Source organism: Streptomyces sp. NPDC001231 (assembly GCF_042896885.1).
Classification (GTDB): domain Bacteria; phylum Actinomycetota; class Actinomycetes; order Streptomycetales; family Streptomycetaceae; genus Streptomyces.
The window spans coordinates 158924-176414 of sequence record NZ_JBIAXS010000010.1 but is presented as its reverse complement, the minus strand read 5'-3'; the positions used below and the strand labels follow the sequence as shown (position 1 = coordinate 176414).

The following is a 17491-nucleotide window of genomic DNA, read 5'->3' as shown; positions in this document are numbered from 1 at the left end:
CGGCCCGTTCTCCCTCCGGCCGGCCGGAGCGAACCCTCCTGCGGCACCCGCGTGGGCGCCGCATAGGCTGGACCGATGCAGGACGAGTACCGCACAGTCGCGCGCGCGGGCGTGCACGAGACCGAGATCAACCGCTCGCGCTTCCTGTGCGCTCTCGCCCCGGCGGCCACCGAGCGGGAGGCCCAGGACTTCGTCGCCGCCGTCCGCAAGGAGCACGCCGACGCCACGCACAACTGCTGGGCGTACGTCATCGGCGCCGACGCCGGGATCCAGAAGGCGAGCGACGACGGCGAGCCGGGCGGAACCGCCGGCGTCCCCATGCTCCAGATGCTGCTGCGCCGCGACATGCGGTACGTCGTCGCCGTCGTCACCCGTTACTACGGCGGCGTCAAGCTCGGCGCGGGCGGGCTCATCCGGGCCTACGGCGGAGCCGTCGGCGAGGCGCTGGACACGCTCGGGACCCGCACCCGCCGCAGGTTCCGCATCGCCACCGTGACCGTGGACCACCAGCGGGCCGGCAAGGTGCAGAACGACCTCAGGGCCACCGGGCGCGAGGTGCGGGACGTGCGCTACGGCGAGGCCGTCACCATCGAGATCGGCCTGCCGGACGCCGACGTGGACGCCTTCCGGGGATGGCTCGCGGACGTCACGGCCGGCACCGCCGGGTTCGAACTGGGCGGCGAGGCCTACGGAGATGCGTGACACATCGGGCATATCGCGCCAATCTGCCTGCCCGGTGTCGTGCATGACGGTCGATACGGGAGTAACCGAGAGGTTCATCCCCGTGGTGATCGAGAAGCGGGAACCGTTGCGACAGCGCACTACACCGGTGCCGTGAGGGGGAGGAGCCGGGGGTGGCCATCGCGGAGCGGAGCGGACCGCCGACGCTGATCGTGCGGTCGCCGGACGCCGTGGCCCGGCTGACGGCGGAGGGCGTCGTGTGGGAGGAGGGTGCCACCGTTACCCGCATTCCCTACCTGGCCGTCGTCGACGCCACCGTGGAGGCGGTCGGCGGCCGGCGGTTCCGGCTGCGTGTCGAGGTCGCCGATCGTGCCCGTGGCCGGTCCGGAGGGTACGAGCTGGAGTGCGGCGTCCGCGCCGCGCAGACATTTGTATGCGCCCTGCTCGCGCACCGCGCCGTTCTCCCGGCGACCGGGGCGATCCCGGCTGTCACGACCGAGCGGCGCACGTCGGCCCCGCTGAGCCGATACACCCGCGGGGAGCTGGGCCTTCGCGTGCTGCTGGTCGCTGTCGTGCTGAACTTCCTGGCCCTCGTGGCGTCTGGGCGGTACCTGGCCGCCGTTCTGAGCTGCTTCGGATTCTTCGCCTGGTGGGGTTGCGCCGATCTCGCGGCCCACATCTTCTCCCTCGCGCGCCCCGCTTGGTTATCCATCGCCCGGGGAGTGCAGGTGGAGGCCCACTACGTCAGGTCCGACCTGCGCCATTCCACGAGCGGCCGGATGTGGCACATGTGGGTGTATGAGTACACGGATCTGGACGGCGGGGTTCACGAGTACGTCACCGGCTCCTCATCACGCACCGCGCAGCCCCCGCGAACCAGAACGGTCACCATCGTCCCCGGTACCAAGGACAGCGCCCGCTCGCGGGCCGACGCCGTGCTCACCCTGCTGATCGTGTTGCCCGCCCTTTTGTTGGGCCTGGTGATCGTGAGCATCGCGGCTGTCGTGGCGATGCCTGGGGTGCTGCTGCTCGGGCTCGGTTAGGCCGTTGCTGATGGCTCCGGGACGGTGTCTCGGAGCCAGATGATGACGGCAGCTGCGGTCAGGGTGCCGTTGAAGATGTAGTCGCGCCTGTCGTACCGGGTGGCGACCGCGCGAAACTGCTTCCACGACCCGGCCTTTACGGCGGCGGTTGGCACGTTGGTCATCCGGCTCGGCGATGGCCGACTTGATACCACGACGCCGCAGCTCGGCGCGATTGTCGCGGCTGGAGTACGCCTTATCCCTCGGTCGTCGTTCTGAGCCCCTGTGCGAGTTCGTTCAGGACCATCTCGTGTGCGTACAACGTAGGCTTCTACCCCCATGGTTCAGACCAACGGTACGTGCGCGACCGCCCGTGAGCAGCGCAGTTTCTCGTGTCCTGATGGCGGAGCCATCTGATGCAGGCGGCAGGCTCTCCGTCGATCCCGTGCAGCGTCTTCTAGGCGGGTCGTTCCCCGAGTGAGTGTCTAACTGCGTGACAACGCAGACGGACCGCGGCGGTCAAACGCGGACGCCTGCGCACCAGCACACCAGAACAGGGGCACTCCGGCCCGAGGTCGGACGCCTATTCAAGGTGCTTCGGGACGAATGCGTCGTACTGCAATCCAATGCGGAACTGTGGTCGCACTCCGTTAAGGTGCGCCGCATGACCAGCAATGCCCCGGCCTGCCCCGACTGTGGCCGACTCATGGAGTCTGCTGGCCTCGTGCTCTCCAGGCGGGAGGGCGATGGCCGGCGGACTTGCCGTGCGCTGTGGAGGTGTGCCGGTCGGCATTTCTGGTGGAACTGGGCCGACCGGCCGGAGGACCCACTGGAGGTTTGTCCGGTGCCGGGGCTGTTCCACTGACATCCAACGCCGACATCAACGGCTACGAACAGCTGCGGTTGTCAACGGTCGGTCGTGGCCTCAGTGCACGTAGAAAGCCCCATCACGCTAGGGACGGTTCGAACTCCTGAAGCGGGTGTCGCAGGTTCGAATCCTTCCGGGGGCACAGAGAAAAGGGCCAGCTCAGGAGGGGTATCTCCCAGGCTGGCCCTTCGTCATGTTCTGAGCCGCGTACCACACGTGTGCCACTGGAGTCCGCGTGGAGTCCGCATCCCCTGGGCGGGGGGTCTCCTCCACCGTCGCGGATCACGGCCCGGCGGCCGCCCGCCCCGGCGGAGCGGGGCGTCAGGTCAGCGGTAGTGCTCGATGCTCTCCCCGCTGCTGTTGCAGGCTCCCGGGTCGGTCGTCGCCGGCGGCCGTTCCTTGAGGATCCGTCGGGCGCGAACCTCTCCCCAACTGATCTCGTACCAGGACGCCGTTGCCGGACCGAGCTCCTCCGCCAGGGGACCGAGGACGCAGGACCGCATGGGCTCTCTCAGCCTGTCCAGAGCCGGGACCGCGTCCGCCGAGAGACCACGCACGTAGTCCAGGTCGAACTTGCGGGTCTTCTCGTACCGCCGCACGTTGTTCTCGGCGATCAGCCCGTCGGGAGAGGCCAGGCCGAAGGCGAGGGCCCCGGCAGCGGCCGACGCGGCGACGGCGCGGGGCAGCCAGCGTGCGCCCCAGACTCCGGCGGCCATGATCAGCAGGATGACCAGGCCGAGCCACAGCTCCACGGTCACGACGGAGATCCGCAGCCGCGTCAGCCCGTACGCCTCGACGTACATGTCCATGCGCCGTACCGCCGAAGCGACCACGACCAGGGTGAGTGCGCACAGGGTGCCGAGAACCCCCCGCACCAGGTTCCGGTCACCTGGCCCGCCGCGCGGTGCCCAGCGCAGCGCGAAGACGATGACCAGGAGGGTGAGGAGCGTTGCGAGCAGGAGTTGCCAGAAGCCCTGCCGCGCGTACTCGGAGTAGGTCTGACCGGTCTCGTCCAGGACAGCCTTGTATCCGCCGAAGAGGACGGCGAGCTGGATGGCGTTGAAGACGGCGAACAGCACGCACAGCACGAGCAGGGGAAGCGCCCACTCACCCCGGCCGCGGGCGCGGCCCGGGCTTGTCTCGAAGCCGTCCCACCGCAGAGGGGCGGCGGCGGTGTGTGCCGCCGCGAGGGCACCGAAAAGCCCGAGGGTGAACAGCACCAGGCGCCAGGGGCCGTCGCCGACCGACGTGTCCGGGACCAGCCTGCCCAGCAGGTCGGCGAAGGCCGCGTCGGCCCCGGCGAACAGTGCGCCGAAGACCAGGAGGAGCACAGCCGTCACGGCAAGGGCGCGCAGCGCGGAGCCCACGTTGCCGGAGGCGTTGCCGGCACGGGTGCGCACCCCGCGCCAGCCCCAGCGTGCGCCCTTGGGCAGCGAATCGACCAGCCCTAAGGGGCTGAGGACGACGCCGGGCCACGTCCGCGAGCCGTGGAGAGCGAGCGACGCGAGACCGATGGCGGTGGCCACGGCGAGGAAGGAAGGCCACTGGGCGGCGCGGACCGCCGGAACCAGCAGCAGGGCGAGTCCTCCGATGCCCCAGGCGAGCGTCCAGATACGGGCTTGTACCCGGCCTGCCTGGCGCGCGGCGAAGTATGCGGTGACCGCGGCCGGCAGGGCGACGAGGAACAGATTGACGCCCACACCGTCGTTGAGCAGGACCATGCTGAGCACGCCGGTGGCGAGCGCCGCCCAGAGGACGGCGGTGTTCACGGTGGAGGGCGGCTCGCGGCGTAGGTCGGGGAACGAGGGTTTGTAGAGGTAGGCGCCCGCGTACAGATGGCTGGGAGCAGTGGACGGAAGGTGCGGCGGACGCCCGGCACTGACGGCTTCGCCGGGCCGCGTGTCCGTCGTCGCGCGCGACCTGCCCTCCGGTGGTGTTCCCGCCCGCTGTGCGCGTCCCGTGTTTGCGGCCTCTCCCTCAGGTAATCGCCCCGACTGCCGGGACCGCTCAGGCGGTTCGGCGGGCACAGGTGGTTTCTCTGTCATGGGGACCCCCTCCCAACCGGCCCCGGAACGCACATACTCGGGTACCGGTGTCGCTTGCGACGCCGGCCATGATCGACAGGCGGCGTGCCTGCAAGGGTAGCGGGACCGACGGGGACGTCCGCGCTCGCGTAGCTTCCGAAGGCATGGAGGATCCGGCGGTCCGCCGTGCACCTACGGGGCCGTCTACAGCAAGTACAGCAACCGCCGCGACTGGAGCCGACCAACATCACCTGCCGGCGAACGTCTGATCAGCCGGGCCGGCCCCAGCGACCGTCCCGCCCGTAGTTCGGGACGAAGAGGTCGCATGCCACAGCCGTGCCGGATACGAGGGTCAGCCGCGGTCAACAAGGGTGTCTGACGGGCGTATCCATGCCTGCTGGCTCGGTCATGAAAGCCGCAGGTCACAGGCAAGGCACCTCTACCTCTCTCCTCAAGCGGTGATTACTCGCCCGCCCGCCGTACGCCAGTGCAGGCCACCAATGCGCCGTCGTCTTCGGTGAGGAAGAGCATGAAGATCCATGCCCCATCGGCAGCTGTGACCTGCCCAAGGCGCACCGGCTGGTCATGCTGGACGAGGAGCTGCACCGCTCGTTCCAGCCCCAAAGTCTCGATGCCCTTCCGCCGCGTGGGCCGAAGCCGGCGCGTATGGGTCCGGGCATGCCACTCGGCAGGAACAGTCCCATCCCACACGACATGGGTAGCGCCGCTGAGGAGGGCAGCGAGGGCAGCCACGGATGCCTCGTCGTCACCGGCCAGCAGCCGCACCAACAGATGCCTTTCCATAACCACCCCGCAGGAATCCTGCCGCAGCCGCAGCAACCATCCCGGGCGGGTAGCGTTCCGACAGGGCCATGCAGCGACCCGAATGGCCGTCGTTGGCCGGTCCGGCCAGAGCTACGGATCAGAAGTCGTCCGTGCCCCATCCGTGCCCGATCGTGCGGGGAGACGACGGCAACGTGGCCTCCGACACCGATCTCCCGCTGTGCGGATCAACAGCAGAAGACTTGTGCCACTGCCTTGCAGAAGTCGCTGGTCGCGAGTGCCTTGACCGGAATCGTGAAGTACAGCGTTCCGGCGTATCCCCAACCCCATCCGAGTGCGGTGTCCTCGGCGAGCTGAAGCAGGTGGACGGCGGGGCCTTCGGTGTCGTGTGGGTGCGTGTGGGGTGGCTGGTGATCGGTGCTGCGGTCGCCTGGGACCTGGCCTGGCCTGACGGCCCTCTTTGACGGCAACACCGGTGCACGTTGCCGTACCGGAGGAACCAGCCCTGCGGGGGCTCCTCCTCGGCGATTGCCGATCAGAACGACTCTCGCCGCACACAGGGCTGAGAGCGCTCCCCGACCCGACAGCGCCCGGCCACCACCACGAAGGCGGGGCCGGGCGAGAAGTGACGTGACCTGGCAACCCTGCAGTCGGCCGCGTACGGCAACGGAATCATCCACGCCACGCCACGACGCGGTGCACTTCGCTACTTCAACTTGACGTAGGTACCCGCCGTCGTGACGGACGCGACCGTGGCGCTGCCCGCGTACGACCAACGCCAGTAGCCCGCGGCGTTCGCGGCTGTGGTCGTCTTCAGACGGCCGGCCGAGTCCGTGCGGACCGTCTTGATCGTGCTGTAGGTGTTGCTGCCGTACTTCCTGAACTGCAGCTTCACCGGCTGGTTGGCGTAACCCGCGAACGTGGTGGCCGCATCACTCGTGGCCCGGGTGAGGCGCCCGGTCACGGTGAGCTTGCCGCCCTTGCGTACCGGCTTCGGGGCCGCCGTCACGGTGAGCTTCGAGACCTTGAGCAGGGTGACGCCGTCCCCCGTCGAGACCGACGCGGAGGACGTGCTGTTCTGGGAGAACGCCCACCGCCACGTTCCCGACGTGGTGGCCGTGACCGTCGTCCTCAGCTTGCCGCTGGTGTCGGACGTGACCGTTTTCACGGTGCTGTAGGAGGTGGCACCGGCCTTCATGAACTGCAGCTTCACCGGCTGGTTCGCGTATCCGGCGGAGGCCGTGCTGAGGCCGTCCGAGTTCAGGAGGTTCCAGTCGGGCCGGCTCAGCTGCCCGGTGATGGTGAGCGTGCCGCCCTTGCGCACCGGCTTGGGGCCGGCCTTCACCGTCAGCGTGGTCTGCTTCAGTACCGGGACGGTCGCGCCGGGCAGGTCCGCGTATTCGGGGTACTTCGAGTTCAGGAGGTACTGGCCGCCGTCGTACGCGTAGCCGGAGATCCGCAGCCAGGCCGGCGCCGTCGCCGAGTTGATCAGTTGCGTGGGGTGGACCGTCGCGGTTCCGGTGCAGGTCGAAACGGTGGACGTGGTCTTCTCACAGGTCATGTTCTGCCCGGCCGGGCCGTCCAGGAAGAAGAAGCTGTACCCGTCGCCGACCCCGAGCATCGCGTCGATGGTGGTGATGCCGCCCGAGCTGTTCTGGAGCTGAGCCGTGATCGGGACGGGGACGGGGGTCTTCGTGCCCACGACGATGGGCTTGCCTCCGTTGATGGAGACACTCTTGAGCGTGGTGTCGCCGTACCAGGCATGAGCAGGTGGTGCCGCGAGCAGCGTCCCGCCCGTGGCCGCCACCGCCAGAAGCAGAGACGTTTTTCTTCTTGTGGATGTCAAAGGAGCTCCGCGAATCGACAAGGACCGCACCACCAAGGCGCGGTGGCCTGAATCCTGTCATGGGGAGATCACATCTCAACGGCGGCCGAATTCGAGGAGGTGCCCGGCCAGGCTCTCCCCTTTCTACTCCAGCCGTAGATCGTGATCCTGCTGGTTGGGTTGCCGTCGGGCATGCGTACGGCCACGAGTGATCATCGGTGTGTGAAGACAGAAGAACAGCTGGTGGCCGCAGGTCACAGCCTAGAACCTGCCCGCTGGCGGGCGACGTTCGAGGTCTTGATGGGCCGTATCGCCGGGCGGTTCGCCCGTGTCGAACCGCGAAGGCATGCCCGGGAGTTGGTCCTCGGCCTGATGGCCAGCATGCCCAGGAAGAACTGCTGAATGAGGCCGAGACGCTCGCCGAGCATGCCGGCCACGCCACCCCGGACGGCCTGCAGCACCTGCTCGCGCGGGCGAAGTGGGACGCGGACGCCGTCCGTGACGACCTGCGAGGCTTCGTCGTCGACCACCTCGGCACCGACGACGTCGTCCTGGTGGTCGACGAGGCCGGCGACCTGAAGAAGGGCACCCGGACGGTCGGCGTGCAGCGCCAGTACACCGGTACGGCCGGACGCATCGAGAACAGCCAGGTCGCCGTCTACCTCGCCTACTCCACCCCGCGCGGACACACCGCCGTCGACCGCGAGCTCTACGTGCCCCGCTCCTGGAGCCAGGCCGCCGGCATCCCCGAGACCCGCACATTCGCGACGAAACCTCAGCTCGCCGTCCGGATGATCGAACGAACCCTGGACGCCGGGATCCGTGTGCACTGGGTCACCGGGGACGAGGTCTACGGAGACAACACCCCTTTGCGCAGGTCCCTGGAGAGACGGGTACAGAACTACGTCCTGGCCGTCTCCTGCCGTCACCACATCACCACCCCGGCGGGGAAGGTCCGCGCCGACAACCTGGTCAAGCAACTTCCGAAACAAGCCTTAGCTAGTAGCTCGCCGTACTGCCGTCGTGCGACGAGCCCTGGATGTCGTGGCTGTCCTGGTCATCCTGGCTGGGTTGGAACGGCTCGGCAGCAGACAGTACGCCAAGCACGTAGGGCATGTCGTCCCTGTCCGCGCCGATCAGTACGCGCGCCCCGGGGGTCGGTCCGCCCAGGGCCTCGCACTCGGCAACGACCGCGAACGGCCCCTGATCCACCCCGTCCGACTTACGCTGGGAGCCGTTGAATCGCACCCGCAGCGGGTCGTCCCTGTACGGAGTCCGCACCCGGATCAGCCGCAACGGCCCGGGGAACGGCTGGATCCCGAAGGTGCCGGTACCAGCCGCCGGTCCGCGGGGCACAGCGGCGAGTCCCTGCGGGCCCGCCCGGAGCCACCCGATCGACAGCGCCTTCCACGGACCCGGTCCCCACACGACACCCGGGAAGCGGTGCTCGTCCACCGGCACAACCGGCTCTATCCGGTCCACCTCCGGCAAGCTGTGCCGCGCCCAGCGGTAGGCCCAGCTGGCCATGCCCACCGCGCTCACCGCACCCACGACACCCGCGGTCCACGCCACCGTCCGGACTGAGTGTGAGTGCGCCGCGAACAGCGCGCCCAGGGCCCCACCCAGCCCTGCCAGGGTGAAGGTCACCCCCGGCGCCGTCGTCTGCCACGGCCAGCTCAACCGGGATGCACCCCCACGCACGATCCGCCACAGCCCCGCCCACAGGGCCGCCACGCCCAGCCCGGCGAGGACCGCGCCGAATGCGGCGGGCGGCGTGAACTCCCCACCAGGGTAGTGCGCTGCGCGGATCGTCCGCTCCTGACCGCCGGCCGACACCTTCAGAAGCCGCAACGAGTCACGCCACCAGTACAGGGTCGCCTTTCCATGCCCACTGGCGGCCTCGACGACGTCCTGGTCTTCGCTGTTGACGTCCAGCGATAGAGCCAGCGTGCGCCCGCCGGACCGGCCGAACTCGAACTGGTAGCGGGCCCCGCTCTTCTTATTCAGCTTCAGCATCACGTCGTTCACCGTGACGTGCTCCGCCCGCAGGCAGAAGGGCTCCTGGTACCGGTCCCCGCACACCTTCAGACTGCCTGCGTCCCGCCCTTCGGTATCGCGTATCTCCAGGCGTCGGAAGGCGAGGTCGGCTGCGCCTCCGCGCTCCGCGATCTGTGCCATCTGCCAGGCCAACCCGAGCAGCACGACGGCCAAGACAACCCGAACCGTCCCCCACACCAGGTCATGCACTCGCCCGTGCACAAGCCACACCCCCTTGCCCCCGGACGCCCCTCGCGCCAGTGCGGCAGATCGAAAGTCTGCCACCAGGGCGAGCGCCGGGTGAGAGAGGGGTGATGCGCTTGCCGACCCCGCGGTCCTGCGGTCCTGCGGCCATCAGCTGTTCCTCTGTCTTCACACACCGATGCTCACTGGTGGCCGTACGCATACCCCAGGACACCCCAGCCAGCAAAGTCACGATCCACGGCTGGAGTATGAGGGGTGTCCTTGTTCGGCCCAGCCGGATCCTGCGGGTGGGCCGGATCTCAAGCGGGCCGAGCTCGCCGAATGCGAATCCCGGTCCGGGAAGCGGCCCAGAACCTCCTCTATCCGGCCCGGCTTCGCCTCGCGTCCCGGGTCCGGGTCGGCGATTCCCCCTGCCGTCCCGGTTCGACGCCACCCCGGCCAAGGTCGACCAGCACCGACCACCACCATCGCCACGAACCCGTACAGCCCGTACGCTGACCGCCCGAACGCGCGACACCCCCTGCCCGGCCGTATCGCGTACCTGATGGACTCGGAAGCACGAGAGGCCGGCAGATCCACGCGAGGAGACCACCCCATGAACATCTGCATCGCTCCCGGCGACGGTCTCCTCATCGGAACGGTGTACTGCGCCATCCTGGCGTTCGCCGGCCTCGTCTTGATAGCCGTCCTGGAACCCATTTGGACCGTGGTGATGAAACTGTTCCGACGCTGACCTGATGACGGCTCTGGCAACCGGGCGAGGCGAGGCCCGATTTCTCACCGCGATCCCGCCCGCCGCCCTGCCGTACGCCGACCACCCGATCACCGAGACGGATGGAGACCATGACCACTGCCCGGGCTGTCGCGCAGAACCGTTTGTCATGCGCTGATGGTTCCGCTTCGGTCCCTCTTTCGATCTGCGGTCGCCGAAAAGCGGATTCCCGAATCGCCGGTGGCGCTTGCCGCCATTCCTCGAGTGAAGACGAAGCGTCTTGACGAGAAATCGCTGCCTGATGGGAAAGCCGTGAGAGCTGTCGCTGGTGAGATTAGGCGTCCTTGCCGTTCGTGATGCAGACTTCGAATCCGGATTCATACGGCTCCGTCGCCAGTTCGTAAGAGTGAAAAGAGCTGGCGTGTACGGCGACGAGCCGTGGACTGCGCACACGCTGCGCCCCTTCTTTGCGAGCAGTGCCATCGCGGGTGGGGTCTCCCCGCTGGAGGTATCGCGGTGGCATGGTCACGCCACCATCCGGATCGCCGAGGACATCCATGGTCATCTGACGCCGGATGCCGGTGGCAGACTGAGGTCCGTGATGGATCAGGTACTGGCGGGCGTTAGCGTAGTCGGTGCTGACACCGAGGACCGTGCTGGTTTGGTGCTGGGTCCAGGGGCGGAGTAGGGAGAAACATGCAGGTCGGAGTGGCGCCTTGAGAATTCTGCACACTTCCGACTGGCATCTGGGCCGGGCGTTCCACCGCGTGAACATGCTCGACGCCCAGGCCGAGTTCATCGGGCACCTCGTCACGACGGTGCGCGAGCGCGACGTCGACGCGGTGGTCGTGTCGGGAGACGTGTACGACCGCGCGGTGCCCCCGCTGGCCGCGGTCGAGCTCTTCGACGACGCGCTGCACCGGCTCGCCGGCCTCGGCGTGCCCACGGTGATGATCTCCGGGAACCACGACTCGGCCCGCCGCCTCGGCGTCGGCGCGGGGCTGATCGACCGCGCGGGCATCCACCTGCGCACCGAGCCGTCGGCGTGCGGGACCCCGGTGGTCCTCGCGGACGCACACGGCGAAGTGGCGTTCTACGGTCTGCCCTACCTTGAACCGGCCCTGGTCAAGGACGAGTTCGGGGTCGACGGCGCCGGTCACGAGGCAGTACTGGCCGCCGCCATGGACCGGGTCCGCGCCGACCTCGCCACACGGGCCCACGGCACCCGTTCCGTCGTCCTCGCGCACGCCTTCGTCACCGGCGGCCGGCCCAGCGACAGCGAACGGGACATCACCGTCGGCGGGGTCGCCGCCGTCCCCGCGGGCGTCTTCGCCGGCGTCGACTACACCGCCCTGGGCCATCTGCACGGCTGCCAGACCATCACCGAGCGCGTGCGCTACTCCGGCTCCCCGCTGCCGTACTCCTTCTCCGAGGCCGCCCACCGCAAGAGCATGTGGCTGATCGACCTGGACGCCGACGGCTTCGCCGGCGCCGAGCGGGTCGACTGCCCGGTCCCGCGCGCGCTGGCCCGGATCCGGGGCACGCTGGAGGACCTGCTCGCCGACCCGGACCTCGCCCGCCACCGCGAGGCGTGGGTCGAGGCGACACTCACCGACCCGGTCCGCCCCGCCGAACCCATGGCCCGCCTCACCGAGCGCTTCCCGCACACCCTCAGCCTCGTCTTTGAGCCCGAACGCGCCCCCGGCGAGCCGGACGTGTCCTACGCCCGCCGGCTCGCCGGCCGAGGCGACCAGCAGATCGCGGAGGACTTCGTGGCCCACGTACGCGGCGCCGCACCCGACGAGCACGAACGGACCGTGCTGCGCGAGACGTTCGACGCGGTGCGCGCGGACGAGGCGGTACGGGAGGTGGCGCGGTGAGGCTGCACCGGCTCGACATCACCGCCTTCGGCCCCTTCGGCGGCTCGCAGACGGTCGACTTCGGCGCCCTGTCGGCCGCCGGGCTGTTCCTGCTGCACGGTCCCACCGGCGCCGGCAAGACCTCCGTGCTGGACGCCGTGTGCTACGCGCTGTACGGCGCGGTCCCCGGCGCCCGGCAGAGCGGGCAGGGCACGACCCTGCGCAGTGATCACGCCGCCGCGGGCACTCGCACCCAGGTCACCCTCGACCTCACCGTCGCCGGACGCCGGCTGGAGGTCACCCGTCTGCCGCCCTGGGAGCGCCCCAAGAAGCGCGGTACGGGCACGACGCTCGACAAGGCCCAGAGCCTGCTGCGCGAGTACGACGCGACGGCCGGTGCCTGGAAGGACCTCAGCCGTTCCCACCAGGAGATAGGCGAGGAGATCACCCAGCTGCTCGGGATGAGCCGCGAGCAGTTCTGCCAGGTCGTGCTGCTGCCGCAGGGCGACTTCGCGCGGTTCCTGCGCGCCGACGCCGAGGCCCGGGGCAAGCTGCTCGGCCGGCTGTTCGACACGCACCGTTTCGCTGAGGTGGAGAAGCGCCTCGCCGAGCGCAGGCGCGCCACCGAGGCCCGGGTGCGCGAGGGCGACGCCGCGCTGCTGGCCGACGCGCACCGTATGCAGCAGGCGGCAGGCGACGCCATGGAGCTGCCGGAACTCGCGCCCGGCGAGCCCGGCCTGGCACAGGCCGTCCTGACCGCGGCCGCAGTCGCCCGTACCACCGCGCGCGAGCAACTGACCGTCGCCCGCTGCCGGCTCACGTCCGCCGAGTCCGCCCATGCCGCCGCCGAGGCGTCGCTGCACCGGGTACGCGAAGTGGCCCGGCTGCAACGGCGGTCCGCCGAGGCCCGGGAGCGCGCCGAGCGCCTGGCGGAGCGGGCCGGCGCCCACCGGGAGGCACAGGCGCGGATGGAGCGGGGGCGCAAGGCCGGGACGGTGGCACCGGCGCTGGAACTGCGCGAGGCCGCCGACGCCGCGCACCGCCGTGCGGCAGCCGCCGAGGCACGCGCGCGTGCGGTCCTCCCGGCGGAGTTCGCCGACGCCGGCGCCGCCGGACTGGCCGCCGCCGCGCGCCGCGCCGCCGAGGAGCTCGGCGGACTCGAGTCGGCCCGCCGCGCCGAGCGGCGCCTGGCCGACGTCGTCGCCGGCCGCGACGAAGCGGACCGGCAGGAACGCGCCGACGACGACGTCCTCCAGGAGGCCGAGGCCTGGCTCGCCGGATGGGAGACGAACCGGCCCGCGTTGCAGGCGCGCATCGACACCGCCCAGGAGGCGGCCGCCCTGGCCGAGCGGCTCGCCCTGCGGCTGGAACCCGCGCGGCAGCGGCTCGCCGCCGCCCGGGTGCGCGACTCACTGGCCGCGGACACCGATGAGGCGCGGCGGCGGGCGCTCGCCTCCGCCGAAGCCGCCGCACGCGCCAAGGACCACTGGCTGGACCTGAAGGAGCAGCGACTGAACGGCATCGCGGCCGAACTGGCCGCGAGCCTCGCCGACGGGGAGCCCTGCGCCGTCTGCGGCGCCACCGAACACCCCGCGCCCGCGCGCAAGGTCGCCGGGCACGTCGACCGCGAGGCGGAGGAGCGCGCGCTCGGCGACCACCAGGCCGCCGAGGAGCGGCGCGTCCTGGACGAGCGCCGCCTCGGCGCGGTCCGCGAGGAGCTGGCCGCCGCCACCGCCGAGGCGGGCGACACCCCCACGGCACAACTCGTCGACGAAGCCGGGGAACTGGAGGCCGAGCTGGCTCGGGCCCGCCGGGACGCCTTTGCCCTGCACGCGGCACAGCAGGAGCTGCACCGGGCCGAGCAGGAGCGCGAGCGGCGGCTGACCGACCGCAGGCAGGCCGAACTCCGAGCCACCTCGCGGCTGGCCCAGCGGGACAGCCTGGAGCGCGAGAAGGCCGCCCTGGAGGCGGAGTTGGCCCAAGCCCGGGGAGCCGCCGAGACCGTCGCCGCGCGCGCCGCCCAACTGGAGCGGCGGGCGGCACTGCTCACCGAGGCAGCCGACGCCGCACGCACGGCCGAGGACAGCGCCGAGCGGCTCAAGGCCGCCGACGGACGGCTCGCCGAGGCCGCCTTCCGGGCCGGCTTCGACACCCCCGAGGCCGCGTCCGCCGCCCTCCTCGACGACGCCGCCCACCGTGAGCTGCAACGGCGCCTGGACGTCTGGCACACCGAGGAGGCCGCCGTCCGCGCGGTCCTCGCCGAGGCCGACACCGCGGCCGCCGCCGGGCTGCCGCCCGCCGACCCCACCGCAGCGGAGGCAGCCGAGGCCGCCGCGGACCGGCGGCTGCGGGAGGCCGCGTCCGCGCGGGACGCCGCCGACCGCCGCTGCGCCGAACTCGACCGGCTCTCCGCGCGCGCCGCGACCGGCATGCGCCGGCTGGCTCCGCTGCGCGAGGAGTACGACCGCGTGGCCCGCCTGGCCTCCCTCACCGCGGGCACCTCGGCCGACAACGAGCGCAAGATGCGCCTGGAGTCCTACGTCCTCGCGGCCCGCCTGGAACAGGTGGCCGCCGCCGCGACCGTACGCCTGCGGCGCATGTCGTCCGGCCGCTACACCCTCGTCCACTCCGACGACCGCGCCGGCCGTGGCCGCAGCGGTCTGGGACTGCACGTCGTCGACGCCTGGACGGGCCGGGAGCGGGACACGGCGACCCTGTCGGGCGGCGAGACGTTCTTCGCCTCTCTCGCCCTCGCCCTCGGTCTCGCGGACGTCGTCACGGACGAGGCCGGAGGGGTGCGTCTGGACACGCTCTTCATCGACGAGGGCTTCGGCAGCCTCGACGACCAGACCCTGGACGAGGTCCTCGACGTCCTCGACGCCCTGCGTGAACGCGACCGCAGCGTCGGGATCGTCAGCCATGTCGCCGACCTGCGGCGGCGCGTCCACGCCCAACTCGAGGTCGTCAAGAGCAGGTCGGGATCGACCGTACGGCTGCGCGGAGCGGGCTGAGCGTCCCGGAGCGGTGGTTCACAACCGCAGGCACGGCGCTCCGCACGCGGGACGGGTGGGGGAACGCGGGACGGGCCGCGGGTGCGGGGCGGCTGGGGGGGTGCGGGACCAACGGGGGACGTGGGTCAGGCGGGAGAGCGAAACCGTCGCGGGTGGGTCGGACGTGGAGTGCGGATCGGCACGGGACGCGGGATCAGCGCGGAATGCGGGATTGGTGGCGGCGCGGGATCGACGGGAGACGCGGAACCAGCGCGGGGCGCGCGGGACGGCTGGGGGAGCGGGACCAGCGTGGGGCGTGGGATTGGCGGGAGACGGCGTGGGATTGGCGGGAGACGCGGAACCGTCGGGGGACGCGGAACCGGCGCGTGAGCGGGACGGGCGGGGGACGTGGGATCGGCGGGGGACGCGGAACCGGCGCGTGAGCGGGACGGGCGGGGGACGTGGGATCGGCGGGGGACACGGAACCGGCGCGTGAGCGGGACGGGCGGGGGACGCAGAACCGGCGGGAGACACGGAACCGGCGCGTGAGCGGGACGGGCGGGGGACGCAGAACCGGCGGGAGACACGGAACCGGCGGGGGAAACGGAACCGGCGCGTGAGCGGGACGGGCGGGGGACGTGGGATCGGCGGGGACGCGGGTCAGGCGCGAGAGCGGAACCGCGCGGGACGTGGGGCAGCGAGGGACGCGGGATCGGCGTGGGGCGGCCGGAGGCCGGCCGCCCCCGGGGGTTTACAGCTGGGAGAGCTCGTCCACCAGGTCGTCCAGGCCCAGCGAGCCCTGTGACAGGGCCGCCATGTGCCAGGCCTTCGCGTCGAACGCGGCGCCATGGCGCTGCCTGGCCTTCTCCCGGCCCAGCAGCCAGGCCCGCTCGCCCAGCTTGTAGCCGATCGCCTGGCCGGGCATCGACAGATAGCGGATCAGCTCGCTCGCCACGAAGTCCCTCGGACGGCTGCTGTGCGCGCCGAAGAACTCCCGCGCCAGCTCCGGCGTCCAGCGCTCACCCGGGTGGAACGGCGAGTCCGCCGGAATCTCCAGCTCCAGGTGCATGCCGATGTCGATGATGACGCGGACCGCGCGCATCATCTGTGCGTCCAGATAGCCGAGCCGCCGCTCCGGGTCGGTGAGGAAGCCGAGTTCGTCCATCAGACGTTCCGCGTACAGCGCCCAGCCCTCGGCGTTGGCGCTGACACCGCCGACCGTGGCCTGGTAGCGCGAGAGGTTCTCGGCCACGTGCACCCACTGGGCGAGCTGAAGGTGGTGGCCGGGGACGCCCTCGTGGTACCAGGTCGAGACCAGGTCGTAGACCGGGAAGCGGGTCTGTCCCATCGTCGGCAGCCAGGTCCGGCCCGGCCGGGAGAAGTCGGCGGACGGCGCCGTGTAGTAGGGGGCCGCGGCACCTCCGGGCGGGGCGATGCACGACTCCACCTTCCGCACCCGCTCGGCCAGTTCGAAGTGGGTGCCGTCGAGCGCCTCGATCGCCTCGTCCATCAGGTCCTGCAACCACTGGCGAACCTCGTCCACGCCCTCGATGTGCGTACCGTGCTCGTCGAGGTGCGCGAGGGCCACCCACGGGCTCCCGGCGCCGGGCAGGACCTTCTCGGCCTCCTGCTTCATCTCGCCGAGCAGCCGGTGGAACTCCGACCAGCCGTACGCGTACGCCTCGTCGAGGTCCAGGTCCGTGCCGTTGAAGTAGCGCGAGAAGCGGGCGTAGCGCTCACGGCCGACCGTGTCCGGTGCGTCGCCGATCGTCGGCGCGTACACGTCGCGCATCCAGTCCCGCAGCTCCACGACGGCCGCGGTCGCCGCGCGGGCGGCCTCGTCCAGCTCCGCGCGCAGGGACTCGGGGCCCTCCGAGGCGAAGTCCTCGAACCAGGCGCGGCCGTTGCCGTCGGTGTCCGACCACTCGGTGAGCTGTTCGATGAAGATCGCCGTCGGCTGAGGGCCGCCGTACAGCTTGCGGTCCAGGCCGAGGGCGAGGGACTCGCGGTAGCCGCGCAGCGCGGCCGGCACGGCCCGCAGGCGCTCGGCGATCGCGGCCCAGTCCTCGTCGGTGGCGCTGGGGGTGATCGTGAACACCTCGCGCACCGAGTGCACCGGGCTGTGGATGTTGCTCACCGTGCGCAGGCCCTCGTCGGCGTCGTACACCGCCAGTTCCGCGGTCAGGCGCTCGCGCAGCAGGCGGGCGCAGCGGCGCTCGATGTCACTGTCCGCGCCGGGCTGCCGCTCGGCCTCGTCCAGCCGGGCGAGGGTGGTGCGCGCGAGGTCCGCGAGCGCCTGCTGGCCGGCGGGCGAGGTGTCGGGCAGCCTGCTCGAACTCTCCTTCACGCCGAGATAGGTACCGGTGATCGGGTCGAGGGCGATGAGTTCGTCGACGTAGGCGTCGGCGACCTGACGGGGCAGCGGGCTCTTGGTCTGTGACATGCCGACCATCCTCGTACGGAAGGGCGGCTCGCGTCAGTCCGGG

General features: G+C 71.0%; 11 protein-coding genes and 2 pseudogenes. 6 read left to right on the top strand and 7 right to left on the bottom strand.

The genetic code is table 11. From position 1 onward, the window contains the following. The first annotated feature begins 75 nt into the window (after positions 1-75). Positions 76-702: a YigZ family protein gene (locus tag ACFY3J_RS14895; protein ID WP_384181689.1), complete on the top strand. Its 627-nt coding sequence runs from the start codon at positions 76-78 to the stop codon at positions 700-702. A 152-nt stretch (positions 703-854) separates the two neighbouring features. Then, positions 855-1724 (top strand): hypothetical protein, encoded by an 870-nt coding sequence (locus ACFY3J_RS14890; protein WP_390840996.1) that lies wholly within the window; start codon positions 855-857, stop codon positions 1722-1724. On the opposite strand, the pseudogene ACFY3J_RS14885 reads toward ACFY3J_RS14890, so the two are convergent. The 5 genes and pseudogenes from ACFY3J_RS14885 to ACFY3J_RS14865 all read right to left on the bottom strand — a co-directional run. Next, positions 1721-1964, bottom strand: a pseudogene (locus ACFY3J_RS14885) (hypothetical protein); the annotation flags it as partial. The gene ACFY3J_RS14890 and the pseudogene ACFY3J_RS14885 sit on opposite strands and share 4 nt — an antisense overlap. Before the next feature lie 933 nt (positions 1965-2897). Beyond that, positions 2898-4616, bottom strand: coding sequence for a DUF4153 domain-containing protein (locus ACFY3J_RS14880; protein WP_390840995.1), 1719 nt, complete (start codon positions 4614-4616; stop codon positions 2898-2900). A gap of 441 nt (positions 4617-5057) precedes the next feature. Next, a complete protein-coding gene (locus ACFY3J_RS14875; protein WP_390840994.1) occupies positions 5058-5399 on the bottom strand; it encodes a hypothetical protein in 342 nt (113 codons plus the stop codon). 206 nt (positions 5400-5605) lie between these two features. Then, entirely contained in the window at positions 5606-5851 is a 246-nt protein-coding gene (locus ACFY3J_RS14870) for a DUF1963 domain-containing protein (RefSeq protein ID WP_384181683.1), read from the bottom strand. 233 nt (positions 5852-6084) lie between these two features. Beyond that, positions 6085-7185 (bottom strand): hypothetical protein, encoded by a 1101-nt coding sequence (locus ACFY3J_RS14865; protein ID WP_384181681.1) that lies wholly within the window; start codon positions 7183-7185, stop codon positions 6085-6087. Positions 7186-7503: 318 nt separating this feature from the next. On the opposite strand from ACFY3J_RS14865, the pseudogene ACFY3J_RS14860 reads away from it, so the two are divergent. Continuing rightward, a pseudogene (locus tag ACFY3J_RS14860) lies at positions 7504-8198 on the top strand (IS701 family transposase); the annotation flags it as partial. A 4-nt stretch (positions 8199-8202) separates the two neighbouring features. On the opposite strand, the gene ACFY3J_RS14855 reads toward ACFY3J_RS14860, so the two are convergent. After that, positions 8203-9405 carry a hypothetical protein gene (locus ACFY3J_RS14855; protein ID WP_390841014.1) on the bottom strand — a complete coding sequence of 401 codons (1203 nt, stop codon included), beginning with the start codon at positions 9403-9405 and terminating at the stop codon, positions 8203-8205. 634 nt (positions 9406-10039) lie between these two features. Here ACFY3J_RS14855 and ACFY3J_RS14850 point away from each other — a divergent pair. From ACFY3J_RS14850 to ACFY3J_RS14840, 3 genes are all read left to right on the top strand, one after another. Further along, complete coding sequence (locus tag ACFY3J_RS14850) at positions 10040-10177, top strand: hypothetical protein (RefSeq protein WP_390840993.1); 138 nt, start codon at positions 10040-10042, stop codon at positions 10175-10177. 695 nt (positions 10178-10872) lie between these two features. Next, the gene (locus tag ACFY3J_RS14845) at positions 10873-12036 is read left to right on the top strand and encodes an exonuclease SbcCD subunit D (protein ID WP_390840992.1); all 1164 of its coding nucleotides are present in this window, start codon (positions 10873-10875) and stop codon (positions 12034-12036) included. After that, positions 12033-15026: an AAA family ATPase gene (locus tag ACFY3J_RS14840; protein WP_390840991.1), complete on the top strand. Its 2994-nt coding sequence runs from the start codon at positions 12033-12035 to the stop codon at positions 15024-15026. Before ACFY3J_RS14845 ends, ACFY3J_RS14840 begins: the two co-directional genes overlap by 4 nt. 730 nt (positions 15027-15756) lie before the next feature. Here ACFY3J_RS14840 and ACFY3J_RS14835 read toward each other — a convergent pair. After that, a complete protein-coding gene (locus ACFY3J_RS14835; RefSeq protein WP_384181673.1) occupies positions 15757-17448 on the bottom strand; it encodes a DUF885 domain-containing protein in 1692 nt (563 codons plus the stop codon). Positions 17449-17491: the final 43 nt, after the last annotated feature.

Bases quoted from the DNA above. Each gene is read 5' to 3' on its own strand.
- ACFY3J_RS14850 (WP_390840993.1), top strand. From the start codon at position 10,040: ATGAACATCTGCATCGCTCCCGGCGACGGTCTCCTCATCGGAACGGTG.
- ACFY3J_RS14875 (WP_390840994.1), bottom strand. From the start codon at position 5,399: ATGGAAAGGCATCTGTTGGTGCGGCTGCTGGCCGGTGACGACGAGGCA.
- ACFY3J_RS14835 (WP_384181673.1), bottom strand. From the start codon at position 17,448: ATGTCACAGACCAAGAGCCCGCTGCCCCGTCAGGTCGCCGACGCCTAC.
- ACFY3J_RS14895 (WP_384181689.1), top strand. From the start codon at position 76: ATGCAGGACGAGTACCGCACAGTCGCGCGCGCGGGCGTGCACGAGACC.
- ACFY3J_RS14880 (WP_390840995.1), bottom strand. From the start codon at position 4,616: ATGACAGAGAAACCACCTGTGCCCGCCGAACCGCCTGAGCGGTCCCGG.